General features: G+C 50.6%; 19 protein-coding genes. 10 read left to right on the top strand and 9 right to left on the bottom strand.

What is annotated here, in order from left to right; all coding sequences use genetic code 11:
* Window positions 1-31: 31 nt before the first annotated feature.
* The 3 genes from rsmB to def all read right to left on the bottom strand — a co-directional run bounded on the left by rsmB (window position 32) and on the right by def (window position 2,944).
* Complete coding sequence (rsmB, locus tag HQ393_RS10290) at window positions 32-1,318, bottom strand: 16S rRNA (cytosine(967)-C(5))-methyltransferase RsmB (RefSeq protein ID WP_179355110.1); 1,287 nt, start codon at window positions 1,316-1,318, stop codon at window positions 32-34.
* Window positions 1,319-1,455: 137 nt separating this feature from the next.
* Window positions 1,456-2,382 carry a methionyl-tRNA formyltransferase gene (gene fmt / locus HQ393_RS10285; protein ID WP_179358474.1) on the bottom strand — a complete coding sequence of 309 codons (927 nt, stop codon included), beginning with the start codon at window positions 2,380-2,382 and terminating at the stop codon, window positions 1,456-1,458.
* A gap of 64 nt (window positions 2,383-2,446) precedes the next feature.
* A complete protein-coding gene (def, locus tag HQ393_RS10280; RefSeq protein WP_179355109.1) occupies window positions 2,447-2,944 on the bottom strand; it encodes a peptide deformylase in 498 nt (165 codons plus the stop codon).
* A gap of 200 nt (window positions 2,945-3,144) precedes the next feature.
* Here def and HQ393_RS10275 point away from each other — a divergent pair, with 200 nt between their 5' ends.
* From HQ393_RS10275 to HQ393_RS10255, 5 genes are all read left to right on the top strand, one after another.
* A complete protein-coding gene (locus HQ393_RS10275) occupies window positions 3,145-4,170 on the top strand; it encodes a LysM peptidoglycan-binding domain-containing protein (RefSeq protein WP_179355108.1) in 1,026 nt (341 codons plus the stop codon).
* A 12-nt stretch (window positions 4,171-4,182) separates the two neighbouring features.
* Window positions 4,183-5,298: a DNA-processing protein DprA gene (gene dprA, locus HQ393_RS10270; protein WP_246308007.1), complete on the top strand. Its 1,116-nt coding sequence runs from the start codon at window positions 4,183-4,185 to the stop codon at window positions 5,296-5,298.
* Window positions 5,299-5,306: 8 nt separating this feature from the next.
* Complete coding sequence (locus HQ393_RS10265; RefSeq protein ID WP_179355106.1) at window positions 5,307-5,765, top strand: DUF494 family protein; 459 nt, start codon at window positions 5,307-5,309, stop codon at window positions 5,763-5,765.
* Between the two features lie 60 nt (window positions 5,766-5,825).
* Complete coding sequence (gene topA, locus HQ393_RS10260; RefSeq protein ID WP_179355105.1) at window positions 5,826-8,120, top strand: type I DNA topoisomerase; 2,295 nt, start codon at window positions 5,826-5,828, stop codon at window positions 8,118-8,120.
* A 113-nt stretch (window positions 8,121-8,233) separates the two neighbouring features.
* On the top strand, window positions 8,234-10,846 hold the full coding sequence (locus HQ393_RS10255) for a sensor domain-containing phosphodiesterase (protein WP_179355104.1): 2,613 nt from the start codon (window positions 8,234-8,236) through the stop codon (window positions 10,844-10,846).
* An 11-nt stretch (window positions 10,847-10,857) separates the two neighbouring features.
* On the opposite strand, the gene HQ393_RS10250 is transcribed toward HQ393_RS10255, so the two are convergent.
* From HQ393_RS10250 to HQ393_RS10225, 6 genes are all read right to left on the bottom strand, one after another.
* Window positions 10,858-11,601, bottom strand: a complete 744-nt coding sequence (locus tag HQ393_RS10250; RefSeq protein WP_179355103.1) for a substrate-binding periplasmic protein — start codon at window positions 11,599-11,601, stop codon at window positions 10,858-10,860.
* A 118-nt stretch (window positions 11,602-11,719) separates the two neighbouring features.
* Window positions 11,720-12,460: an amino acid ABC transporter ATP-binding protein gene (locus tag HQ393_RS10245; RefSeq protein ID WP_179358473.1), complete on the bottom strand. Its 741-nt coding sequence runs from the start codon at window positions 12,458-12,460 to the stop codon at window positions 11,720-11,722.
* 89 nt (window positions 12,461-12,549) lie between these two features.
* Window positions 12,550-13,335: a 16S rRNA (adenine(1518)-N(6)/adenine(1519)-N(6))-dimethyltransferase RsmA gene (gene rsmA, locus HQ393_RS10240; RefSeq protein ID WP_179355102.1), complete on the bottom strand. Its 786-nt coding sequence runs from the start codon at window positions 13,333-13,335 to the stop codon at window positions 12,550-12,552.
* A 22-nt stretch (window positions 13,336-13,357) separates the two neighbouring features.
* On the bottom strand, window positions 13,358-14,365 hold the full coding sequence (gene pdxA, locus HQ393_RS10235; RefSeq protein WP_179355101.1) for a 4-hydroxythreonine-4-phosphate dehydrogenase PdxA: 1,008 nt from the start codon (window positions 14,363-14,365) through the stop codon (window positions 13,358-13,360).
* Window positions 14,365-15,678: a peptidylprolyl isomerase gene (locus tag HQ393_RS10230; protein WP_179355100.1), complete on the bottom strand. Its 1,314-nt coding sequence runs from the start codon at window positions 15,676-15,678 to the stop codon at window positions 14,365-14,367. Before HQ393_RS10230 ends, pdxA begins: the two co-directional genes overlap by 1 nt.
* Window positions 15,679-15,688: 10 nt before the next feature.
* Entirely contained in the window at window positions 15,689-17,881 is a 2,193-nt protein-coding gene (locus HQ393_RS10225) for an LPS-assembly protein LptD (protein WP_179355099.1), read from the bottom strand.
* 64 nt (window positions 17,882-17,945) lie between these two features.
* On the opposite strand from HQ393_RS10225, the gene HQ393_RS10220 reads away from it, so the two are divergent.
* The 5 genes from HQ393_RS10220 to HQ393_RS10200 all read left to right on the top strand — a co-directional run bounded on the left by HQ393_RS10220 (window position 17,946) and on the right by HQ393_RS10200 (window position 24,331).
* Window positions 17,946-18,938 carry an aminoglycoside phosphotransferase family protein gene (locus HQ393_RS10220; RefSeq protein WP_179355098.1) on the top strand — a complete coding sequence of 331 codons (993 nt, stop codon included), beginning with the start codon at window positions 17,946-17,948 and terminating at the stop codon, window positions 18,936-18,938.
* Between the two features lie 84 nt (window positions 18,939-19,022).
* Window positions 19,023-19,712: an N-acetylmuramate alpha-1-phosphate uridylyltransferase MurU gene (gene murU / locus HQ393_RS10215; RefSeq protein ID WP_179355097.1), complete on the top strand. Its 690-nt coding sequence runs from the start codon at window positions 19,023-19,025 to the stop codon at window positions 19,710-19,712.
* A 99-nt stretch (window positions 19,713-19,811) separates the two neighbouring features.
* A complete protein-coding gene (locus HQ393_RS10210) occupies window positions 19,812-21,548 on the top strand; it encodes a PHA/PHB synthase family protein (protein WP_179355096.1) in 1,737 nt (578 codons plus the stop codon).
* A 215-nt stretch (window positions 21,549-21,763) separates the two neighbouring features.
* Entirely contained in the window at window positions 21,764-23,764 is a 2,001-nt protein-coding gene (tkt, locus tag HQ393_RS10205) for a transketolase (protein ID WP_179355095.1), read from the top strand.
* A 183-nt stretch (window positions 23,765-23,947) separates the two neighbouring features.
* Window positions 23,948-24,331 carry a hypothetical protein gene (locus tag HQ393_RS10200; RefSeq protein WP_179355094.1) on the top strand — a complete coding sequence of 128 codons (384 nt, stop codon included), beginning with the start codon at window positions 23,948-23,950 and terminating at the stop codon, window positions 24,329-24,331.
* The last annotated feature ends 128 nt before the right edge of the window (window positions 24,332-24,459 follow it).

The following is a 24,459-nucleotide window of genomic DNA, read 5'->3' as shown; positions in this document are numbered from 1 at the left end:
GAGACGCCAGAGTGAAAAGTTGCTTAAACAGTTAAGCGATTTTGCTGAACAGCGCGTAATAGAAGCCATCATGCTCTGAATTCGGTAATAGCTGGCCTTCAGCGAGGTCGGCTGGAATATGTTCATTGCTCAGTGCTTCGCGACGAGCATCGGGGTGACGTTCTGCAAATGCTTGCGCAGAGAGGTGATTTTCTGCCGGAAACACAGAGCACGTAGCGTACAGCAGTTTGCCGCCTGACGCTACGAGTGGCCAAAGCGCATCCAACATTTTTTCTTGTTGACGCGCAAATTCAGCAAAGTCTTCTGGCCGACGCAGCCACTTAATATCAGGGTGGCGACGCGCCACGCCAGTGGCTGAGCAGGGAACATCGGCCAAGATGCGGTCAAACTGTTTACCATCCCACCAGTCTGCTGGATTGCTCGCGTCGGCGGCAATGATGCGGGCGTTTTGCTGCAGGCGAGCCAGATTGTCTTCTACGCGTTTAAGCCGTCCTGCATCGGCATCCAACGCAGTGAGCTGGACGTCGGCGAGCTCGAGGATATGTCCGCTTTTCCCGCCTGGCGCCGCGCACGCATCCAGAACGCGTTGCCCATCTTGTACCTCAAGTAAATGTGCCGCTGCTTGGGCGCCCCAGTCTTGCACCGATACCCAGCCATCAAAAAAGTGCGGTAGCGCATCAACTGGCTGTGCTTTTTCTAATTGGATGCTAAAAGTGCCAAGCTGACGGGCGGCAATGCCTTTTTCTGCTAAAAACGCCAAATAGTGTTCTGCATCGCTGTGTCGGCGGTTAATGCGCAAGGTCATGGGCGGATGTTGATTATTGGCCTGCAAAATTTGTTGCCATTGCTTGGGGTAGGCGTTTTTCATTTCGGTCATCCACCATTTAGGGTGGTTGAACTTGGCGCGTTCATTTTTTTGCGCGGTGGCGACCAATTCATCTTTCTGGCGCAGGAAATTGCGCAGTACCGCATTGACCAAGCCCTTGCCTTTTCCTTGACCAATTTGAGCTGCAACATTGACGGCATGGTCAACAATGGCGTGCGCACCAGCGCGGGTAAATTGCAATTGATACAGGCAAGTTAGGAGCAGAACTTTTAATTCCAGCTCTTTGAGCGGTTTGCTGGCGAGTAAATTGAGGATGGCTTCAAGCAAGCCTAAATGTCGTAAAGTGCCGTAGGCAATGTCTTGCACCGCGCCGCGTTGTTGCGGTGTGATATTTGGATTTTGGCGCCAAGTGGTACTCAGTGCTTCGGTTAAATTTTGACCTGATAACACCGCGTGGACGGTTTCACAGGCGAGGGTTTGCGTGAGTAACATGGCGCTTCCAAATTAAATCTTTGTGATGGGTATTGCTTTGAGTATTAATTATTTCAATGGCTTTATGGCCATACCTAGTGTTTTTCTTGAGTGAGAGCGGTGATGGCTCTATTGCCGACGCGATTTATTCGTCAGAATTACTGGCCGAATATTTCACCAACCGCCAAGGTATTACCGCTTAAAAAAGCTTGCGTACCTAGTCGTTTACCGCCCGCTTTTTGTAGCTCGCCAATTCGTAGAGCGTCTTGTCCGCAAGCAACGATCAAGGCGTCTTTTTCAATGGCCAAAATTTCCCCCGGCTGACCTGCGCCCTCGCCCAGCGATGCTTGCCAAATTTTCAGCGCTTGGCCTTGCCAGCTGGTTTGGGCGCTAGGGAAGGGGTTAAAGGCACGAATCATTCGATCAAGCTCGGTGGCGCTCGCATTCCAGTCGATTAGTGCTTCTTCTTTTTTTAATTTGTCGGCATAAGTCACACCTTCGGTCGGCTGAACTTGGCGCGCATTTTGCAAAGCAGGCAATTCATTCAGTGCCGCAACAATCGCTTGTGCGCCTTGTTCGGCGAGCTTGTCATGCAGAGTCGTTGCATTGTCGGTCGACAAAATCGGCGTGCGGTGGATTGAGAGCATATCGCCCGTGTCGAGACCGGCATCCATTTGCATAATCGTGATGCCCGTTTCCGCATCGCCCGCCAAAATCGCGCGCTGAATTGGGGCTGCACCGCGCCAGCGTGGGAGCAAGGACGCGTGAATATTCAGGCAGCCTAAGCGGGGTAAGTCGAGAACAGCTTGCGGGAGTATGATGCCATAGGCCGCAACAACCATAACGTCTGCGCCTATACCCTGCAGAGGAGCTTGCTGTTCTTCTGTGCGAAGTTTTTCAGGTTGATAGACGGGAATTTGATGCGCGAGCGCCACTTCTTTGACGGCAGAGGCCGTGAGCTTCATGCCGCGCCCACTTGGGCGATCGGGTTGCGTTAAAACGAGGGCGATTTCGTGGCCTGCGTCGATCAGGGCTTGTAATGCGCTCGCGGCAAAGTCAGGTGTACCGGCAAAAATAATTTTCATAGTGGCCATGGGCGTCGATCAAATTGAAAGGATTAAAGCCGCATTGAATGCGGCTTTGTGGTTTTTACATCGCTTTGCGTTTTTTGATCTTCTGCAGAATTCGTGTGAGTTTGAGGCGCGAGAGTTTTTCGACAAATATCTTGCCATCGAGGTGATCGAGTTCGTGCTGAATGCAAATTGCCAGCAAACCATCGGTTTCCAGCTCAAAAGGCTGGCCGTTGCGATCAAGGGCTTTTACCTTAATGTGCTGGGCACGTTCGACTTCTTCATAAATGCCAGGTACGGATAAGCAACCTTCTTCATAGGTGGTTATACCGTCCATCGCTATAATCTGCGGATTAATCAAAACCAATAAATCGTTTTTTTCTTCCGAAATATCGATGACAACCAAACGCTTGTGGAAATTAACCTGACTGGCTGCCAGGCCAATACCTGGCGCGGCGTACATGGTTTCAGCCATATCATCGATCATGCGTTGTAAAGCCGCATCAAATTCGGTGATCGGTTGAGCAACTGTGTGCAAGCGCTCATCGGGGTAGTGCAAAATATTAAGAATTGTCATCTTTGCTTGCTAGACCAAAAGTTTGTGATGCAGAATCGTTAGATTATTGCTAAAGCTTAATTCATCATATAGATATTTGAATAGGGGTTAAGTTTTTACACCACTATCCGAATTGATAATTCACTTGCCATTGATCACGGCAAGAACGGGCTCACACTATGCGTAAATCAATTATATCCTTTCTTTTGGTTGCCGGTTTTATGGCAGGTTCCGCTTTGGCCGACGAGCTCAAACTCGCCGAAAATGCACCTGATAGTTACACGGTGGTCAAAGGCGATACGTTGTGGGGTATCTCCGGTAAATTCTTGAAGCAACCGTGGCGCTGGCCAGAAATTTGGCAACTCAATAAAGAAGAGATCAAAAATCCACATTGGATTTACCCTGGTGATGTGATTGTACTTGATCGCACAGGCGGTAAGCCACGTTTGCGTCTGCTGAAAAACGCAAAAGCTGACGGGCGTGGCGGTAGTGGCAAGTTAAGCCCACGTGTTCGGATCAGTAGTTTAGATGGCGATGCTACGCCAAGTATTGCGCTCTCTTCAATTGAGCCCTTCTTGTACAAGCCGATGATTATGGACGCGGCAACATTTAAAGCCGCGCCCCGTATTGCTGCTGGCCCCGATAATCGCGTGCTCTATACGCAAGGCGATCAAATTTATGCCGTGAATATGCCAGAAGCTGAGTCAGGTGAAACTTGGCAGGTATTCCGGCAAGGCAAAGACATCATGAACCCAGACAACCCGAAAGAAGTGCTGGGTATGCAAGTAAATTACTTGGGTGATGTTCGAGTAAGCAAAGTTGGTGATGTGACGACGCTGCAGGTGCGCTCTGTGGTACGCGAAATCCAAATTGGCGATCGAATGGTCAAAGCACCAGAAAAAACGTTCCTCAATTATGCGCCACATTTACCAGCACAAGCGATTACGGGCAAAGTTGCCTCGACCTATGGTGAAGTTGTTGACGTTGGCTCATTGATGACGGTTGCGATCAATAAAGGTGCTTTGGATGGCGTCGATGTTGGTACTGTTTTCTTTACCTACAAAGCGCCACGAGCCATTACAAAAGAAGATCGCTCTGAACCAGATTTGCTCACGCCGCCAATCAAAAATGCGAATTTGTTTATTTATCGTGTTTTCCCAAATCTATCGTATGGTCTAGTGCTTGATAGCACCCAGCCAGTCAATGTGGGTGATTTAATCAAGGCTGAAGCGGCGAATGCGGAGTAAGTCTTGCTAGATGTGAATGAATTGATCCCGTGGTTACGCCTGAGTCTAGTTAATGGCTTGGGGCCACGAGGGCAAATTCAGTTATTACGGGCTCTGGGTGAGCCCGTAGCTATTTTTGCTGCGCCTTATGATCAATTAAGCCTCTATGTACCACCAGGTGTGGCGCGGGCAATTGTCGATGCTGCACAGGTCGAAAACTCAGCCCTTATCGATACTACGGTTGATTGGCTCAATGCCGAAGGTCATTCAATTCTGACCTTGGCTGATGATCGATACCCCAAAAAATTACTCGATTTACCCGATCCCCCGTGCGTATTGTATGCAAAAGGCGATTTGACCTTACTGGATTGCCCTGCGCTCGGGATTGTGGGTAGCCGCCATGCCACCGCGCAGGGCATACAAAATGCTCAAGCATTTGCAAAGCACTTATCCGAGCAGGGCGTCACGATTATCAGTGGTCTGGCAAGCGGGATTGATGCGGCAGCTCACCAAGGCGGATTGTTGGGGCGTGGATCGAGTATCGCCGTCGTGGGGACGGGTTTAGATCGCGTCTACCCTGCGAGCAATCGCCCCTTGGCGCATCAACTTGCCGCTGCAGGTTTGATTTTGTCCGAGCTAGCCATTGGCTCGCCACCCAAGGCTGAGCATTTTCCACGGCGAAATCGTCTTATTGCGGCGCTGGGATTAGGTTGTCTTGTGGTAGAGGCCGCTTTAGGGAGCGGATCTTTAATTACCGCGCGTCAGGCGGTTGATCTTGGGCGAGAGGTGTTTGCTATTCCGGGCTCGATACATTCCCCTGTCGCCAAAGGTTGCCATTATTTGATTAAAAATGGTGCCAAATTGGTCGAATCTGGGGCGGATATTTTCGATGAGTTATCTGCGCCATTGTCGTTATTTTCAGTGCCTGCGCTGGCAAAAAAATCATCAAAAGAGCAGGTTGATCAAGAAGACAATAGCCATCCAGTATTGGGCGAAATGGGTTGGGATCCCGTTGATTTTGACTTGCTGGTCGAGAGAACTGGCTTGACTAGCGAGGCGCTGTGCGCGATTCTGTTAGGTTTGGAATTAGAAGGACAGTTGTCTTGCTTGCCTGGTAATCGTTATCAAAGGTTAGCGAGGGCTGTGTAAACCCGATTATGCTTGAAGTGCTTGCTTACCTTTTTGAGCAGTTTTACAACGCAGATGGCCTGCCTGATGTTTCCCAATTGGCTAAAAAACTGTCGTTGGCGGGTTTTGAGGGTGAAGATATTCACGATGCCTTGGCGTGGTTAGGTGAGCTCAAACAGCTCGATGCGGCGCCGTATCGTGCCTTGGACGGATTAAATTTGGCTCATCGTAGCCTGTTGCCGATTGAGTTAGAGCGCTTTAGTGATGAAGCCGCAGAGTTTATTTTTGCGCTAGATGCCACTAAAACGCTCACTATTGGCGAGCGTGAATTAGTATTAGATCGCGTGTGGCGTGAACCTGAGGGTGAAATCACCTGCGAGAGAATAAAATTAATTGTATTGATGGTGATTTGGCATAAGCGCGATGCGCTGTCTAATCTCCTGATCGAAGACCTGCTCTTTGGTCGTGACGGTGCTGCATTACATTAAGCATCGCCGATCACACCAAAGATTGTTAAAACCTGTGTAATTATCAATTAACGGGGAACCATGCCCGCAAATCTCTTAATCGTAGAGTCGCCTTCTAAGGCGAAGACACTGCAAAAATACTTAGGCAAAGATTTTCAGATCTTGGCTTCCTACGGTCACGTGCGCGGTTTAGTCCGTAAAAATGGTTCGGTTGATCCTGAAAATGACTTCAAAATGAAGTATCAGGTCATCGATAAAAATAAGAAACACGTTGATGCCATTTGCGAAGCGGTTGAGCAAGCCGATAATGTCTACCTCGCATCCGATCCGGACCGCGAAGGTGAAGCCATTTCTTGGCACATTCTGGAAATCTTGAAAGCTAAAAAACTAATCAAGCCAGAAAAAATATTTAAGCGCGTTGTGTTTCATGAAATCACCGAGTCCGCGGTCTTAAATGCGGTCGCTAATCCACGCGATATCGACTTTAACTTGGTGAATGCCCAGCAAGCGCGCAGTGCGCTCGATTATTTGGTGGGCTTTAACTTGTCGCCGCTGTTGTGGCGCAAAGTGCGGACGGGTTTGTCTGCAGGTCGAGTGCAAAGCCCTGCTTTACGCCTGATTTGCGAGCGTGAAAACGAAATTCGTGCGTTTAATGCGCAAGAATATTGGACTATCCATCTTGATACGAAAAAAGGCCGCAGCAAGGTCGCCGCTAAGCTCACGACCTGGCAAGGCAAAAAGCTCGATCAATTTGATATTCCCAATGAAGCTGAGCAAACCACAATTCTGAATGGCTTGGCAGGCAAAGAAGCGGTTGTTCATGCGGTAGAGAAGAAAAAGAAATCTCGCAGCCCGACTGCGCCATTTACGACTTCAACCTTGCAACAGGAATCGGTGCGTAAACTGGGCTTTACCACTGATCGGGCGATGCGCACGGCGCAATCGCTGTATGAAGGTGTGAATCTCGGCGGTGAAACAGTCGGTTTGATCACGTATATGCGTACCGACTCGGTGGCCTTATCTAACGATGCTCTGGCTGAGATTCGCGATTATATTTCGGCTAATTTTGACAAAGACTATTTGCCAAACGCCCCGATCACCTACAAAAACAAAGCCAAAAACGCGCAAGAGGCGCACGAGGCAATTCGCCCAACGTCGATTCTGCGCACGCCTGAGTCGGTTAAAACCTTCCTGTCGCCAGAGCAATTTAAGCTCTATCAAATGATCTGGAAGCGCACCTTGTCGTGTCAGATGACGCCAGCGAAATTCGACACGGTGGCAGTAGATATTGCAGTAGGTTCGCCAGAAAATCTGTTCCGTGCCACGGGCCAGACTTTGGTATTCCCCGGTTTTATCGCTGTGTATCAGGAAGACGCCGATGATGTGGAAGACGATGAAGATGAAGCTCGTCTGCCCGTCTTGACCGAAGGCGATGCGCTACCGGTTGAGAAAATCTTCGGTGAGCAACACTTTACGCAGCCTCCACCGCGCTTTACTGAGGCGAGCTTGGTGAAGTCGCTAGAAGAATTTGGTATTGGCCGTCCTTCTACGTATGCGTCGATTATTTACACGCTGAAAGATCGTGAATACGTCATTCTGGATAAAAAGCGCTTCACGCCGACCGATACTGGCGAGGTGGTGAATAAATTCCTGACTGAACATTTCACGCAATACGTTGATTACAATTTCACCGCTAAGCTTGAAGATAAACTCGATGAAATTTCAACCGGTTCGCGTGAATGGGTGCCGGTGCTGGATGAATTCTGGAAGAAATTCCACAAGCAATGCGAGGAAAAGCAGGCTTTATCGCGTGCTGAAGTGACGCACGAAGCGATGGATGAAGATTGCCCGAAATGTGGCAAACATAAACTATCGATTCGTCTGGGGCGTCGTGGCCGCTTTATTAGCTGTAGCTCGTATCCAGAATGTGATTACACCCGCAATATTGGTGATGATCCAAATGCCGCACCAATCGAGCCGGAAGTAGTGCCAGATCGCACTTGCCCAAAATGTGAATCAGCGTTGCACATCAAGGTGGGGCGTTACGGCAAATTTATTGGCTGCTCAAACTATCCGAAGTGCAAGCACATTGAGCCGCTGGAAAAACCCAAAGATACTGGGATTGAATGCCCCGAATGTCATAAAGGTAGCTTGATTGAACGTAAGAGCCGGTACGGCAAAATGTTCTATTCGTGCAATACCTATCCAGACTGCAAATATGCGACGTGGAATCCGCCTGTGGCCGAGGCCTGCCCTCAGTGTAAATGGCCGATCATGACGATTAAGGTCACTAAGCGTCGTGGCACCGAAAAGGTTTGCCCACAAAAAGAGTGTGGTTACAGCGAAGTGCTGATCCCACCTCCAGCGAAAGAGTAAGGTGGTGAGACGGGAATTCCAGGCTGAATTCCCGTTTTGCTTTGTGGCGCCTGAGCCATGGATTTCGCCGAAGCAGTTTCGGCTTGTGATGTTTTGCGGATTGGGGAAAAGGGTTGCTCTCTGAATCAAGTGGTTTTTCCAGCCTTGCGATGCATGAACAGCAGGCGCTGGGCACTTATCATACTTACTTCAACGCCTTCGATAGTGTGGTGAGTATCCTCACGCACACGGATGAGCCGGACTATCTGCTTGATATGCTGCAAGTCTTAGGGCAGGCATCGCGCAGCAGCATGACTGGCTTGTATCTCAATGATGAACATGGGCGTTGTGCCAAGCTGGTGGCTGCATGGCGGGATCAAGATTGTAGTCTGCTGGAATATACCCCCGCACCGTTTCTGTCTATAGATTATGATCAGTATGCTTTGCTGGCAGATACCCTTGCTGTTGGTATGGTGCTGAATAAGTCATTGCTCGAATTACCTTTGGCCGAGCAAATGTTGCTCGCTCAGGTTGGGATTCGGCATTTGTTGTGCGTTCCTTTATTGCAGGGTGGCGAGTTATTTGGTTTTCTGGCTTTTTTGAATGACAGCGAAGAGCGCCAGCCTGATTCTGTCGCATTACGTTTGCTGGCCATGTTGTCTAATCATGTGGCCCAAGCCCTGGGTAAAGCCAAGCTGGAAGCCGAATCACTCGCTAATCAGCAACGTTTACGCGCCTTGGTTGGGGCGACCCAAGACATGGTGTTTGAGCTGGATGCACAAGCGATAGTACGTCATGTCTGGTCTGGACATCCCGCATTGCCAGCGGGTGATGTGATGCTCAATCGCCCGATGGCGACGGTGTTGCCGTATGAATTGGCGAGTGAATTACTACGTTTATTACCGCAAATATTGGCAGGGCAGAGCAGTCAGCAATTTAATTGTATGTTGCCCGAGCAAGATGTTTGCCTGTTGGTCAGAGTTCAGCCTGTTGGCACAGCGCAGCAACGCAGCGTCGTGGTCTTGCTGCAAGATATTTCGGCGCTGATGCATGATGCTGCGCGCAAAAAAACCATGCTCGATACGCTCAATTTATTGGAAGAAGCGATCGTTGATTTATTGCCAACCGGCGTTTTGACTGAGGCCACTTTAGGTTGGTCAAAATTGCGTGGTATTGAAGCGCGCGACTTGCCGGCCGAACTTGGGCGACCCTTGATTAGCTGGGTGCATCCAGAAGACATCAAACTCGTTAGCCACATTATTGATCGACAAGCGAAATCCAAAGAGCCAGCGAGCGAGCGTTTTAGGTTGTTGCGCGCTGATGGCGACTTTATTTGGGTTGAGTTGCGACTGATTGCCCATTTTAGCCCTGACGGACGCGTTACTGCTTTGCGTGGTGTGATGCGCGATGTAACGGTGGCGCACCTGAACGAGCAAAATATCACCCAAATGGCGCTGTACGATGGCCTGACCCGGCTACCTAATCGCCTGCTATTGGATAATGAATTGCATCGTGCCATTGATGAAGCGCGGCGCGAACATCGCAAGGTCGCCTTGGGTTTTATTGACCTAGACCACTTCAAGCAAATCAATGATGCTTTTGGCCATAAAACTGGCGATGATTTGCTGGTGATGCTGGCTCAGCGGCTCAATGAAGTGTTGCCTGAAAATGGCTTGTTGGCGCGCTGGGGTGGCGACGAATTTATCGCGCTGATTCCTGAGGTGGAGAGCCAGAAGCATTTGGCTGAAATTGCCGAGCAGCTCCGCCTGGCCGCGCGGCAAAGCATCATGATAAATGGCATGGAAACGCAGCCGACGGTGTCGGTGGGCTTTGCCATTTATCCCGATAATGCAGAAAGCGGCGATGAGCTGCTCTCTGCTGCTGACCATACGATGTACCACGCCAAGCACGCGGGGCGTAACAGCGTGTGTTTCTACAGCGATATTGTGCATCTGAAGGCGCTGGGTCGTGAGCATGTCGCGATTCAATCGCGACTCTCGAGTGCGATTCGTCATGGTGGTTTGCAGGTTTTCTATCAGCCGATAGTAAATGCGCGTACTGGCGAGGTCATTGCCGTTGAAGCGCTGGCTCGTTGGATGGATGATAAAAGCGGTTGGATTAGCCCCGAGTTGTTTATTCCGATGGCAGAAAAAGTCGGGCTGATTCAGGAATTATCTGAGCAGATTATGCTGCAATCGTTTGCCAAGTTGCGAGATTGGCGCGAATCGGGTTTGTCGCAAAAACTGATGATCAATGTCTCGCGCAGTCAGCTATATTTGCCAACCTTTGTTACGACCTTGGTTGAGCGATTGACGCAATTTAAATTGCGGCCAAGCGATGTGATTATTGAAATCACCGAAAGCGTGGCGCTCACCGATTATGCGCGTCAGATGCGGCATTTACGCCAGCTCGGTGCGGCTGGGTTTGTGCTGGCGATTGACGACTTTGGCACTGGCTATTCGTCTTTGTCGCAGTTGCATGAAATGCCAGCGCAAATGCTCAAAGTCGATGTTTCATTCTCGCAGCGCTTGCATACCGAAGATGGCCGTCGGGTAATGCAGGCCATCGCGCAAATGGCGCAAGCTTTGCAGCTCGATTTGGTGATTGAGGGCGTTGAAACCCTGGAAACCGTGCGCTTTTTGCAGGGCTTGGGCGTGAATTATATGCAGGGCTTTTACTTTAGCCAGCCGGTGCCATCGGGTGTGGCTGAGCTGTGGATGCGCTTGGGTTTGCAGGGTAAAACCTGAGTTTGCACAGCCTATTTCGCACCGCCAAAATTGTAAGCTTTAATCTTATATTGCCAGCTTGAATCTCGGCTCATGCTCTCTAGTGTTTTGCTAATGTATTGCGCTAGGGCCGGATTATTCGGGCTAATGAGCAAACGACGTTCGTAACGATTTCTGGGTGTTGCTGCCAGAAACAGTCCCTTAATGCTCTCCGGTGCCGTTTGCTGCAAATCGATCCAGCTACTATGCGGAATAAACACCACATCGACACGCTGTGTCATTAACTTTTTCAGATTATTGCTTTGGCTGGGGGCATCGTCGCGGATGATTTTGCCTGCCGCAATATCCTGTTCCAACTCGATATAACGATGCCCTAAAATGCCGCCTAGCCGTTTCCCATAGAGGCTTTCTGGCCCTGCAAAATTGATGGGCTGATTACTGACGACTAAATCTGCATCCATAAATAGGGTCGAAGACCAAATAAAGCGGCTTTGTTGTTCGTCGCCAAACCAGCTTGGGTTGGCCCAGGGCACTATGCCTTGCCATTTTGGAGACTGCATCATGGCATCGAGCCGTTTGCGGGGTATGATTTCGACGACAAACTGATATTTGTCTTGGCTCAGCTCAGTCAATTTTTGCGCGAGATCGGCAGTCAAACCATGACCTTCAGACCAAAATGGAGGGTAATCATATTGGCTGTAGATCGTGATTTTTTCGCTAGCCCCAATGAGCGGGCTAAGTATCAAACAGAGCAAGAACAATACTGATTTCATCATCTATCCTGATTGCGATCTGCAATTAGTATCGTAGACGAGCATCAAGCAGAAGCAAACCCGCTACGGGTATTGTTCTATAAAGCTTGTTTGAATTGGGTCTGGGATCAATACCCTAGTGTTACTGATGCATGGGCGCCAGAATTTGGCGTAAGAATTGTTTGGCGCGATCCGTTTTCGGGCTGGTAAAGAAGGCCTCTGGATCGGTGTCTTCCAAAATCTCACCCTGATCTAGGAAGATCACGCGATCGGCCACTTCGCGCGCAAAGCCCATCTCGTGCGTGACCACCATCATCGTCATGCCGGACTCGGCCAGCGATTTCATGACTTCCAGCACCTCACCGATCATTTCGGGGTCTAGCGCACTGGTTGGTTCGTCAAACAGCATGACGCGAGGGTTCATCGCTAAACCGCGTGCAATGGCGACACGTTGTTGCTGACCACCCGACAGATTGCCCGGATAAGCGTCTTTTTTGTGCGCTAAACCGACACGCTCAAGCAATTCCAGCGCTTTGGCATTGGCTTGTTCGACCGATTGCTTTTTGACCTGAATCGGTGCGAGTGTAATGTTTTCGAGTACCGACAAATGCGGGTAAAGATTGAAGTGTTGAAATACAAAACCGACTTCTTCGCGCAATTTGTTGATGTTGGTTTTCGGATTGTTGGCTTGAATGCCATCGACCCAAATCTCACCATCATTAATGGCTTCGAGCTGATTGATCGTGCGAATCAGGGTCGATTTCCCCGAGCCCGATGGCCCACACAGCACGACCACCTCGCCTTGTTTGACTTCAAGGTTGAGGTTTTTTAATACATGGTGGTCGCGACCATACCATTTATTGACTTGGCTAAAGCGGATCATGGCGGTATTCGTATTCATCAATCAAGCCTTTGATTTTGCAGTGTAGTTGTTGCTAAGCCTAGCGGGGAAAACCCTAGGGTCAATCACGCTTATTTCACCAGGGCGTTAGAAAGCGCAACATACTGAGCAACGCTGATGTTTTCTGGGCGCAAGCTAGGCTCAATACCAACGGCGGCCAAGGCGTCATCGTTGGCGATGCCTTTCAGATTATTGCGGATGGTTTTGCGGCGCTGAGCAAAGGCGGTTTGCACCAGATTACGCAGGTGTTCTTCATCTTTGGCGGGGTGCGGCAATACATCGTAGGGCACCATGCGCACCACGGCTGAATCCACTTTGGGCGGAGGATCAAAGCTTTCTGGCGGCACATCGATAATGTGATCCATCAAATAGCGGTATTGCAGCATGATCGACAGGCGACCGTAATCAGTAGTGCCCGGCTCGGCGACCATGCGATCGACGACTTCTTTTTGCAGCATAAAGTGCATGTCGTAAATCACGTCACCAAAGCTCGCCAGATGAAACAGCAGCGGTGTTGAAATATTGTAGGGCAAGTTGCCGACCAACTTAATGCGGCCGCCAGGTGCAATCTCGCGCGCTAAGGCGCCAAAGTCGAACATCAAGGCGTCGCAATTGTGAATCACCAATTGCTCGGCGCTATAGCGTGCCGACAAATGTGTGACGATGTCACGGTCAATTTCAACGACGTGCAGTTGCGGCACACGCGCCATCAGTGGAATCGTCAGCGCCGCCAAGCCGGGTCCAATCTCGACAATCGCGTCTTCTTTGTGTGGATCAACCGCGTTGATAATGCTGGCGATCACGCCTTGGTCTTGCAAAAAATTTTGCCCAAAGCGTTTGCGTGGGATATGAGCCATGAAGGTGTCCTGCTGTCGTATTTTAGTGAGCGGTAGCGGCTAATTGAGCCGCCAGCTTCGTTGCCGCAATCAGGCTGCCGATATCGGCCTGACCAGTACCCGCGATATTGAGGGCGGTGCCGTGATCGACGGAAGTACGGATAATGGGTAAACCCAGTGTGATATTGATGCCTGCGCCAAAGGTGGCAAATTTGAGTACGGGCAGGCCTTGATCGTGATACATCGCCAAGACGGCGTCACCCTGCGCCAGAATGGGCGGGTTAAATAGCGTGTCGGCTGGTAGTGGGCCGATCAGATTCATGCCCTCGGCGCGCAATTGCGCTAGCACTGGAATAATCACATCGATTTCTTCTCGCCCCATATGGCCCGATTCGCCTGCATGCGGATTTAAACCCGCGACAATAATCCGTGGCGCAGCCAAGCCGAATTTGTGTTGCAGATCGTCATGCAGAATGCGCAATGTGGTTTGCAGTGATTCAGTCGTCAGCTCGTTGGCGACGTCTTTGAGCGGCAAATGCGTCGTCGCCAATGCCACGCGCATTTGCTGCTGATCGCCATATTCACCCGCCAGCATCATGACAACCTGTGGGGTATGAGTCTTTTCGGCAAGATACTCGGTATGTCCAGAGAAATACCCGCCATTAGTGCCTTCGTTAATCACACCTTTGTGAATTGGTGCGGTCACGATGGCGGAAAACTCACCACGGGTACTGCCGTCAATGGCGCGATCAAGTAAAGTCAGAACATAGGCCGCGTTGGCCGGATTGAGTTGACCCGCGACGGAGGGCGTTGCCAAGGGCGTGTGCAGTACTGAAACGGGCGCAGTACATTCGGGCGTGTAATCGGGCCATGCGGCGATGATTTCACGCGCAACTCCGACGCATTGCGCGCGCTCAAGCAAGAGCGTGCGATCGGCCAATATCACCATACGCTGTGGAAGTATGCTGCTAGCAGCCATGGCAATTGTGATTTCTGGGCCAATACCTGCTGGCTCACCCGTGGTAATTGCCAATGGCTGCGTGGTTTGCATTACTCGTCCTTCAGGCGAATGACGACGCGCGCACGGTCGCGCAATTGACGCAACCAGTCGTCGTATTGTTCTTCGGCTTTACGCTGTTTGAGCTCGTTGCGAATTTTGAAGCGCGCTTGTTCTTTTGTTACGTCCTGATCACGGCGCTCAAGCGCTTGAATAAGGTGAAAACCGAAGGGCGATTGCACCGGCATGCTAATTTCATTGAGTTGCAATGCATTCATTGCTTCTTCAAATTGCGGCACGGTTTCGCCTGGGCTAAGCCAACCCAGATCGCCGCCTTTGGCTGCTGTTATGTCATCCGAATAGGATTTGGCCATGGTGGCAAAGTCTTGACCGCTCATGATGCGCTCGCGGATTTGCAAGAGTTTGGTGCGAGCGTCATCCGTGGACACAATTTCATTGCTGCGAATCAGAATATGGCGCGCATGCGTTTGCTTCATGATGACGCGCTGCTCTTCCGTGCGTTTATCCAGCAATTTGAATATATGAAAGGCAACGGGTGTACGCACGACATCGGTCATGCTGCCAATAGGGGTTTTCTCGAGCAAGCTGGTAAACGCAGGTGGCAGTGAGCCGGCAGGGCGCCAGCCTAAATTGCCTCCTTTGGTCGCGTTCGGATCATTGGAGTAGCTGGCCGCGACGGTTTCAAATGATTTGCCTGCGTTTATTTCTTCTAGGGCCGCTTGAATGCGTGCGCGTTTGGCTTGAATGATTTCAGGGCTGGCGTTTTCAGGAATATTGACCTGAATTTGTGCCAGCAAATATTCCATGCCCATTTTCCCCTCGGAAAGCTTGAGGTAGTCATTGATTTCCGACTCGGTAACGACAACACGCGAATCAATCTCACGCTCTTTTAGGCGCGCCATGATGATTTCTTGGCGAATCTCTTCGCGAAATTGGCGCCATGGAATATTGTTGCTTTCGAGTCGTTTGCGAAACTCGGGGACGGTCAGCTTATTTTGTTCGGCTAGATTATTAATTGCGTTTTCAAGTTGCTTGTCGTCAACCTTCAAGCCCGTCATCTCGGCATATTGGATCTGGAGTTGGTCCAGAATCATTTTTTCCAAGACTTGTTGCTGCAGCACATTGTCTGGTGGCAACTTTACTTTTTGACGTTCCAGATTGGCTTTGATAGCAGTTACTTTGCGATTGAGTTCAAGCTGGGTGATGGCATTTTTATTCACCAGCGCCACCACGCGGTCAATGGTCACCACTTCGGCCAAGACGGGCTGGCTGACCATGGCTGCGAGCAGAGGAATGGCGCAAAACAGAGTGCGCAATTTCAAACCTAATTTCAGACTAGATGTCATACGGTGCCTATTAACGTAATTTGGGCGAAGTGTAAGTATCGGCATAGCCAGGAATGGATTGACGCAGTGTCGAAATCGGATTCATCCCGATACCGGCCAGCCCACCTAACTCAAGCAGGATAAAGTAATTGGTTTTGTATTCACTATTGGTCGTTACATAGCGTTGCGCGGCCAGGCGCAATGCCCAGCAGCCGCCATTATATTCAAGCCCAGCGAGCGACTCTAGTGATTGATTGTCGATAAAAGAATGCGTATAGCTGGCAACGCCATACCAACCTGCACCCAGCGGCCATTGGCCACTTAAGCTGCCTTGCTCAATATGAGTCAAGCGATTGACCGCATAGCGCGCATTGATGGTCTTGTATTCGCCGGGCGACCAATTCAAGTTCAAGTCCGAACGTTGCGTAGTGCCGTTGCTCAAATCTTGCTGCAGCGTGTAATTAAAGCGCAGATCGTAGGGTAAATTACCACCCATCATCAGCAGGAAGTCTGAGGCGCTATTGTATTGATTGCTACTGGCCGCCGTGCCATTGAGCTCGACTTTGGGCTGCGATAAATAAAAGCGCTGACCAATCCCAGCATAAAACCGTTCAACACCACTGTCATCGTCAAACAGGCGGGTATTGAGAGCTAGGGTAACTTGGTTTGCATCGTTAATGCGGTCATTACCCGAGAATTTATTTTCGGCAAACAATTGCGACCATGATAAATCCGTATTGCCTGAGTCATAATTGGGCAGTTTGGATTGATCTTTGAATGGTATGTACAGGTAGTAGAGCTGAGGCTCAAGCGTTTGCACCACATTGCTACCTAGTAACGTGCCTTCGCGCTCAAAGAATAAACCCGAATTGACACTGGCAATCGGTAGCACGCGAGATTGTGTGCCAAGGTCCTGCCCGCTGGCCGATTCATTGCTGTAGTAAGTGGCATTCACCCCAATTTTGGGCGTGATAAAGCTATAGCTATTGGCCCATGGCAGACTCACCGTCGGGTAAATCCAGCTGCGATCGCCCTGATTTTGTGTGTCGCTGCGAAAACGGGTGAATTCGCCTGTGATACTGGTTTGTGTTCCGCCCCCAAGATCAGGGTTATAGCTAAAGTACCATTGTGGCAAACGCGAGTACGGCGGGGTGATTGGACTACTCGTGTTTTGCAAGGTTTGATATTGCTGGGCCCGCAAATAGGTCGACCAATTGCTGCCGCTATACGACAAAATGGCTTCTTGCGGCAGATTGACTTGCGAGGCCACGGAAAGTCGATCGCCAAAATCGACAAAGTAGTGATCATCCGATACACGTTGGTAATTAATATCCAGGCGCAAGCGATCGGCTAGCTGCTGCGAGTGCTGAAATAAAATGCTGTAGCGATTGGTTTCGCTTTCTTTGTCTTGAATGCCTTCAGCACGAATTACGCCGCCAAAGCTGGGTTGTAAATAGCGAAACTCGCCGCCGAGCATCAAGCCGCGCTCGCCAAAATAACTCGGCGTAATCGTGGCATCAAAATTGGGCGCGATATTCCAATAAAATGGAACAGTCAGCTCCAAACCCGTGGTGCTGCTGTACGCCACATTGGGCATTAGAAAGCCGGTTTTGCGGCCACCATCGAGCGGGAAGTCAACCCAAGGGTAATAAAAGACCGGCACACTTTGAAATTCCAGCCAACCATGCCAGGCCTGACCGTAATTTTGGGTGTAATCAAGATCCATCTCGCGCGCGTGCAGCGCCCATGAGTTTTGCTCGGGGGTGCATGTCGTCATCGACCCCGATTGGATGCGGTATTTATCTTTGCCTTCAAATAAAACTTTGACTGCTTCGCCGCGCGCCAAACCCTGGCCCATCAAATAAGTGGCCTGTTCCAGCTCACCTTCGCGGGTATCGACCGACATATCCAGACGTGTGCCAGTGAGTGTGTCGCCATCTTTGGTCATCACGACTTTATTGCCCGCGTGCACCGTATCTGAAATCAGATTGTATTTAGCCCAGTCTGAATGCACTTCCAGCGTGTCGCGATTGATCACGACATTGCCTTTGGCCTCGGTATATTGCCCAGCCTGTGCGCTGGCCTCATCGGATTCGATAAAGATGGGCGGCTCAGGCTGGTCGCTCGTTTGCGCGATGGCTTGTGCAGCGACAAAGCAAGGCAACACGGCCAGCGAGAGCTTTAAAATAGTGAGGTGAAATGGTGGCGATTGATGCACCCGCATGTGGCCTTGGTCAGCTAACTGATAGAATTGACCGATTTTAGCAGATTTGAGAGTAATTCTTCTTATGAACCGTCATGAACAAATTACTAATTGGTTGCAAAGCTGGCAACCCGAAGCACCCGCTGCTTTAGTTGTGGCTGCTGCCGATGCCAGCATTCGCCAGTATTGGCGTGCGAGCTGGGCCGATCACACCGTGATTGTGATGGATTTTGACTCCGCCCAATTTGATGTGCAGCCTTTTTTGGCGCGCCAGGCGCAATTGGCTGGTGCAGGTGTGGCAGTGCCACAAGTGTTGGCTCAAGATGCGGCGCAAGGCTTAGTGGCGCTGGAAGACTTGGGTGATGTGACTTTGGCGAGCTTGCTGACAGAAGAGAATGCTAAGGCATGGTATCTGCGTGCAATCCATGATTTAGTTCAAATGCAGGCGCATACCCTTGATGAAGGCTTGCCACCATTTGATGCCGCCTTTATTCAGCGCGAGCTAGATATTTGCCGCGAGTGGTATTTCGGTCAGCAATTCAAAACCGAATTGGCTGGTAAAGAGCTGGCGATCTGGGAGCGTGCTTGCGCGCTGATCACGGCTGAAGTGTTGCAGCAGCCCACGGTGTTTATGCATCGCGATTTTCATTCGCGCAATTTGATGGTCAAAGACGCTGCTTTGCGCGTGATTGATTTTCAAGATGCGGTCAAAGGCCCGATCGCCTACGACTTAGTCTCCTTATTGCGTGATGCTTATGTCACGTGGAACGAGGCGTTTGTGCTCGATTTGGTTATTCGCTACTGGGAAATGGCGCGCGATGCGGGCTTGCCAGTTCACGAGGATTTCTCCGATTTTTACCGCGCGTTCGAGTGGGCGGGGGTGCAGCGCCATATCAAGATTCTCGGTATTTTTGCGCGACTTAATTTCCGCGATGGCAAAGATCAATATCTGGCCGACCAACCCCGCGTGTTTGAATATGTGCGCCAAATTTGCCTGCGCTACCGCGAGCTGACGCCGTTGGGCCGTTTGCTGCTCAATTTGCACGGCACGCCGGTTGAAACGGGTTTTAGTTTTTAATATTGATGGGTATATGTTTGAACGCTCTTTATTTAAAAGTGCTTATGCCTATACCCGCTAATTGATAGATTAAAGATCACTACCATGAAAGCAATGATTCTGGCCGCAGGCCGTGGTGAGCGGATGCGCCCGCTTACCGATGTAAGGCCCAAGCCCTTGCTCGACGTCGCAGGCACGCCCTTGATCGGCTGGCATTTGAAGCGTCTGGTCGCGGCGGGGATTGAGCAAGTCGTGATTAACCATGCATGGCTGGGCGAGCAGATCGAGGCTAGTCTGCAAGATGGTGCAGCCTACGGGGCGCAGATTCAATATTCTGCTGAAAATACCGCGCTCGAAACCGCGGGTGGCATCGCGACGGCCTTGCCATTCTTGGGCGAAGTGCCGTTTTTAGTAGTCAACGGCGATGTGTTTACCGATATTGATTTTGCCCAGCCTGCTTTGCAAAATCTGGGTGAGGGCATGCTCGCGCATTTGATCCTAGTGCCCAATCCCCCGCAGCATCCGGCGGGCGATTTTGCGCTGCAAGAAGGTAAGGCGCTGAGCGACGGTGATACAAAATACACCTTTAGCGGCATCGGGCTTTATCACCCCGCGTTATTTGCCCATACCGTGCCGCATCAGCCCGCCAAGCTGGCACCTTTGTTGCGAGCAGCAATGGCTCAGGGGCGGATCAGCGCGTCTTTACACACGGGTTTGTGGCTGGATGTAGGGACGGTGGAGCGACTCGAAATGGCGCGAGCGATCGCCCGCGCGCAAATGAGCGTAACGGTTTGATTGCGCGTGAGAAATAAATCGCGAAATAGGGGAAAAGTGCATTGAAAAATGTTGCACCGCAGCGTAGATTGAAAGATATCGCCTGCGGGGAGCATTGATATGCCAGAAACGATTTATTCTCAGTTTTATACCGAGCAAGCCCAGCGTTTTGAGCAATTGCAGCATCAATTGCGCCAAGCATTCGATCCGTTCGGTTTGGGTGAAACAACACTGAAAGCACAAAAGGCTTGGCTGCGTCATCCTGATAAGCTCTATCAAGCCTACACCAGCTACGCCAATGATCTGCTGCGTTTGCAGGGCTTCACATTACGCCGCTACTGGGGTGAGCCCGATAGCGACGTGATCCCGCCGCACCCTGATGACCCACGTTTTGCCGACCCAATCTGGTGTGACTCGCCCTTTTGGGACAGCCTGAAAGAATGGTATTTGCTCAATACCCGCTGGCTGCAAAATAATCTGTACGCCACGCCCGGCTTGGACGAGCAGGAACGCAGTATTTCTGCTTTCTGGCTACGCCAAATGCTCAATGCGATGGCGCCAACCAACTTCTTGCTGACCAATCCAACCGCACTGGCGACGGCACTAGAAAGCCGTGGCGCCAGCTTGGCCAAAGGCGTCGATAATTTTATGCACGATATGGCCAATGGCGATATTGCGATGACCGATCTGGATGCATTTACCGTCGGTGAAAATCTCGCCACAACCGCAGGTTCCGTGGTGTATCGCGGTAAACTCCTTGAAGTGATTCATTATGAAGCCAATACCCCCACGGTGCATAAAGTGCCGCTGGTGCTGGTGTCGCCGTGGATTAATAAATATTACGTGCTGGATCTGAATCCGCAAAAAAGCATGATCAAGTTTCTCGTTGATCAGGGCTTCTCGGTCTTTGTCACCAGCTGGAAAAACCCCGATAGCAGCATGGCCGAGGTGAGTCTGGATGATTACCTGACCGACGGCGTCGCGCAAATCATTGATGTGGCGTGCGAGATTTCGGGGAGCGACAAAGTGAACCTGCTCGGCTACTGCATTGGCGGCACCTTGGTGACGACGTATCTGGCTTGGGCCAATCGTGCCAAAGCGGCTGGCGTCCTGTCGAAAGTGCCGGTAGAAACTGCGACTTTATTGACGACGCTGACTGATTTTTCTCGTCCGGGTGATATTGAGGTGTTTATCGACGAAGACGGGCTCGACTTCATAGACAAAATTATGGATCGCAAAGGCTATCTCGACGGCAAAGACATGGCCGCGAGCTTCCGCATGCTGCGCAGTAATAGCTTGATTTGGAATTACTGGGCGAGCAATTATTTGCTCGGTGAAACGCCGATGGCGTTTGACGTGCTGTATTGGAATATGGATACCACGCGGATGCCGAAAAAAATGCACCGTAGCTATTTGCGTGAGCTGTACTGGTCAAATAAATTGGTGCAAGCTGATGCTTTAACTTTGGCGGGGCAGCCGATTGATTTGGGTAAAATCACGCAGCCTATCTATATGGTTAGCGCTGAAGAAGACCATATCGCGCCGTGGAAGCAAACCTTTACTTTGGTCGAGCGAGTTTCAGGCCCGGTGCAATTTACCCTGTCTACCTCAGGTCACATCATCGGCATCATTAATCCGCCCGGGCCCAAATGCAAACGCAGCTATTGGCAAGGATCGCCAGCCGCCGCGCAAAATGCCGATGATTGGTTGGCTAGCCAAACGCAAGTGGCCGGCTCATGGTGGACCAATTGGGTGGAATGGCTGCGCCCCGTGTCGGGCTCGCAAGTGAAACCCAAATTATCCAGCCGCAAACACGCCAAACTGTGCGCGGCGCCCGGCAGCTATGTACTTGAGTAAGCGGAACAGGGCATTGCAACAGATTTGTTCTTAAGCAACATCAGCGACACGCCAGCATGGGTAAAATGCGGGCGTGTCGTTTTTTTTCGTTCGCCTCTTGCCCTAGCTTCAGACTTAGGGATAATGCAAAACAAATATTCACCTTGGGTTTTTGCGATTGCGCAGGCAATGTAGGAAGACAAGGACTTCGTTTTCAATTGATAAGGAATACTGTGATGGCAGCAACGCGTACTGACTTAGCAAATGCAATTCGCGCACTGGCAATGGATGCCGTGCAAAAAGCCAACTCAGGTCACCCAGGCGCGCCTATGGGCATGGCTGAGATCGGTCTGGCTTTGTGGGGCGACAATATGCGCTTTAACCCACAAAACCCAGCTTGGGCTAACCGCGACCGTTTTGTACTGTCAAACGGCCATGGCTCAATGCTGCAATATGCCTTGCTGCACCTCACTGGCTACGATGTATCAATCGAAGACGTTAAAAACTTCCGCCAATTCCATTCTAAAACGCCTGGTCACCCAGAAGTTCACTACACCCCAGGTGTAGAAACAACCACTGGCCCGCTGGGTCAAGGTATCACCAATGCCGTGGGTTTTGCATTGGCTGAAAAACTGTTGGCGTCACAATTTAACAAGCCAGGTCTGGATATCGTTGACCACTACACCTATGTCTTCATGGGTGACGGCTGCTTGATGGAAGGCATCTCTCACGAAGCGTGTGCACTGGCTGGTACTTGGGGCTTGGGCAAACTAGTGGCGTTCTGGGATGACAACGGCATTTCAATCGATGGCCACGTTGAAGGCTGGTTCACTGATGACACGCCAAAACGTTTTGAATCATACGGCTGGCACGTAATTGCTGGTGTTGATGGCCACGACGTTGATGCGCTGAATGCGGCGATTGCTGCTGCCAAAGCAGAAACCAACAAACCAACGCTGATCTGCTGCAAAACGATCATCGGTAAAGGCTCGCCAAACAAAGCCGCTAGCCACGATTGCCACGGCGCACCATTGGGCGACGCGGAAATTGCATTGACTCGCGAAGCGATTGGCTGGCCACACGCACCATTCGAAATCCCTGCTGATGTGTACGCTGGCTGGGATAAAAAAGCGGCTGGTGCTGCGGCTGAAGCTGAGTGGAATAGCTTGTTTGCGAAATACGCTGCGCAATTCCCAGCTGAAGCAGCTGAATTTAACCGCCGTATGAAAGGCGACTTGCCAGCTAACTGGCAAGACATGGTGAAGACTGCGGTTGCGGAAGCCAATGCTAAAGCTGAAACCATCGCTACCCGTAAAGCAAGCCAGAACGCGATCCAAGCTTTTGCTCCGCAATTGCCAGAAATGCTGGGCGGTTCAGCTGACTTGACTGGCTCTAACTTGACCAACTGGAAAGGCTCATCCAGCCTGAAAGTAGAAAACGGCCAAATTAGCGGCAACCACATCAGCTACGGTGTGCGCGAATTCGGTATGAGCGCGATCATGAATGGCGTGGTATTGCACGGTGGCTTCCGTCCATTTGGCGGTACTTTCCTGATGTTCTGCGAATACGCACTGAATGCATTGCGTATGGCGGCATTGATGAAAACGAACAATATCTTCGTTTACACGCACGACTCAATCGGCTTGGGCGAAGACGGCCCAACTCACCAGCCAGTAGAGCAAATGCAAACCCTGCGTTGCATCCCAAACATGAACACATGGCGTCCTGCTGATACCGTTGAATCGGTCGTGGCTTGGGCGGCGGCGATTGGCGAACGTACTTCACCATCTTCATTGGTATTTACTCGCCAAAACCTCGCGTTCCAAGCGCGTACTGAGCAACAATTGGCTGACATTGCCAAAGGCGGCTATGTACTCGTTGACGCTGCAAATCCAAAAGTAGTGATCATCGCGACGGGTTCGGAAGTGGATCTGGCAGTTAAAGCGGCTGCGGAACTCAATGCCGCAGGCGTAGCGGTACGTGTTGTATCGATGCCTTCTACTAATGTATTCGACAAACAAGATGCCGCGTACAAAGCATCGGTATTGCCAGCAGGCGTGCCACGCTTGGCCGTTGAAGCGGCTACGAGCGACTTCTGGCGCAAATACGTTGGCCTCGAAGGTGATGTGATCGGTATCGATACCTTTGGCGAATCAGCGCCAGCAGGTTTGCTGTTCAAGCACTTTGGCTTTACGGTAGAAAACGTGGTTGCTCGTGCGAAAGCATTGGTGAAATAAGCGTACGCTGCCCCATAAAAAAAGCGCCTTCGGGCGCTTTTTTTATGGCTGAAAAAGCAATTACTTTGCGCTTTACTGCAATTGGTGGCATAAACTGAATGGCATAATGCTTGCAAGTTTGTCAGCTTGAATCCCGCGCTGTGCTTTGCGCTTCAAGCCTAAATATCAAAAAGAGAGAATCACATGAAGAAGAATATCTGTGTGCTGTTGGCGGTGTTGGGGCTGGCCTCCTCAGTGGTCATGGCTGAACCGGATTGTTACAAATTCAAAAATGCTCAAGCGCGGGAAAATTGCTTTAAACATCAATCGGATAATAAATACGATAAACATGGCGATCGCGATTCCCGCGACAAAAAAAGTTACTATCGCGACAACGATTTTAAACGCTACGATAAGCGCGATCTTGATTGCAATCGTTTCGAGTCGCTCGATGTTCGTCGTGATTGCCGCAGATATAAATACGGTGAAAACGACGGTAATTACAGTTATCGACGTGAAACAGCAGAGCAACGCTGTGGTAAATCATCTGCTACACGCTCAGCTTTTGAAGCTTGTATGGCGCGATAACTTCAAGTCATATTTTTAATTTGCGCTGAAAATACAAAGGCCAAACCAATCGCTGAGTTACCCGCTGGTTTCAGAGGGTGTGCTTGGTATGGCAAATATCGATTGCCGAGATTTGAAGTACCTGCGAT

It is taken from the genome of Chitinibacter bivalviorum, from assembly GCF_013403565.1.
GTDB classification, from domain to species: Bacteria; Pseudomonadota; Gammaproteobacteria; order Burkholderiales; family Chitinibacteraceae; genus Chitinibacter; species Chitinibacter bivalviorum.
This window is presented reverse-complemented; position numbering and strand designations above follow the sequence as displayed.

Bases quoted from the DNA above. Each gene is read 5' to 3' on its own strand.
- rsmB (WP_179355110.1), bottom strand. From the start codon at position 1,318: ATGTTACTCACGCAAACCCTCGCCTGTGAAACCGTCCACGCGGTGTTA.
- fmt (WP_179358474.1), bottom strand. From the start codon at position 2,382: ATGAAAATTATTTTTGCCGGTACACCTGACTTTGCCGCGAGCGCATTA.
- def (WP_179355109.1), bottom strand. From the start codon at position 2,944: ATGACAATTCTTAATATTTTGCACTACCCCGATGAGCGCTTGCACACA.
- HQ393_RS10275 (WP_179355108.1), top strand. From the start codon at position 3,145: ATGGCAGGTTCCGCTTTGGCCGACGAGCTCAAACTCGCCGAAAATGCA.
- HQ393_RS10265 (WP_179355106.1), top strand. From the start codon at position 5,307: ATGCTTGAAGTGCTTGCTTACCTTTTTGAGCAGTTTTACAACGCAGAT.
- topA (WP_179355105.1), top strand. From the start codon at position 5,826: ATGCCCGCAAATCTCTTAATCGTAGAGTCGCCTTCTAAGGCGAAGACA.
- HQ393_RS10250 (WP_179355103.1), bottom strand. From the start codon at position 11,601: ATGATGAAATCAGTATTGTTCTTGCTCTGTTTGATACTTAGCCCGCTC.
- HQ393_RS10245 (WP_179358473.1), bottom strand. From the start codon at position 12,460: ATGATCCGCTTTAGCCAAGTCAATAAATGGTATGGTCGCGACCACCAT.
- rsmA (WP_179355102.1), bottom strand. From the start codon at position 13,335: ATGGCTCATATCCCACGCAAACGCTTTGGGCAAAATTTTTTGCAAGAC.
- pdxA (WP_179355101.1), bottom strand. From the start codon at position 14,365: ATGCAAACCACGCAGCCATTGGCAATTACCACGGGTGAGCCAGCAGGT.
- HQ393_RS10230 (WP_179355100.1), bottom strand. From the start codon at position 15,678: ATGACATCTAGTCTGAAATTAGGTTTGAAATTGCGCACTCTGTTTTGC.
- HQ393_RS10225 (WP_179355099.1), bottom strand. From the start codon at position 17,881: ATGCGGGTGCATCAATCGCCACCATTTCACCTCACTATTTTAAAGCTC.
- HQ393_RS10220 (WP_179355098.1), top strand. From the start codon at position 17,946: ATGAACCGTCATGAACAAATTACTAATTGGTTGCAAAGCTGGCAACCC.
- murU (WP_179355097.1), top strand. From the start codon at position 19,023: ATGAAAGCAATGATTCTGGCCGCAGGCCGTGGTGAGCGGATGCGCCCG.
- HQ393_RS10210 (WP_179355096.1), top strand. From the start codon at position 19,812: ATGCCAGAAACGATTTATTCTCAGTTTTATACCGAGCAAGCCCAGCGT.
- tkt (WP_179355095.1), top strand. From the start codon at position 21,764: ATGGCAGCAACGCGTACTGACTTAGCAAATGCAATTCGCGCACTGGCA.
- HQ393_RS10200 (WP_179355094.1), top strand. From the start codon at position 23,948: ATGAAGAAGAATATCTGTGTGCTGTTGGCGGTGTTGGGGCTGGCCTCC.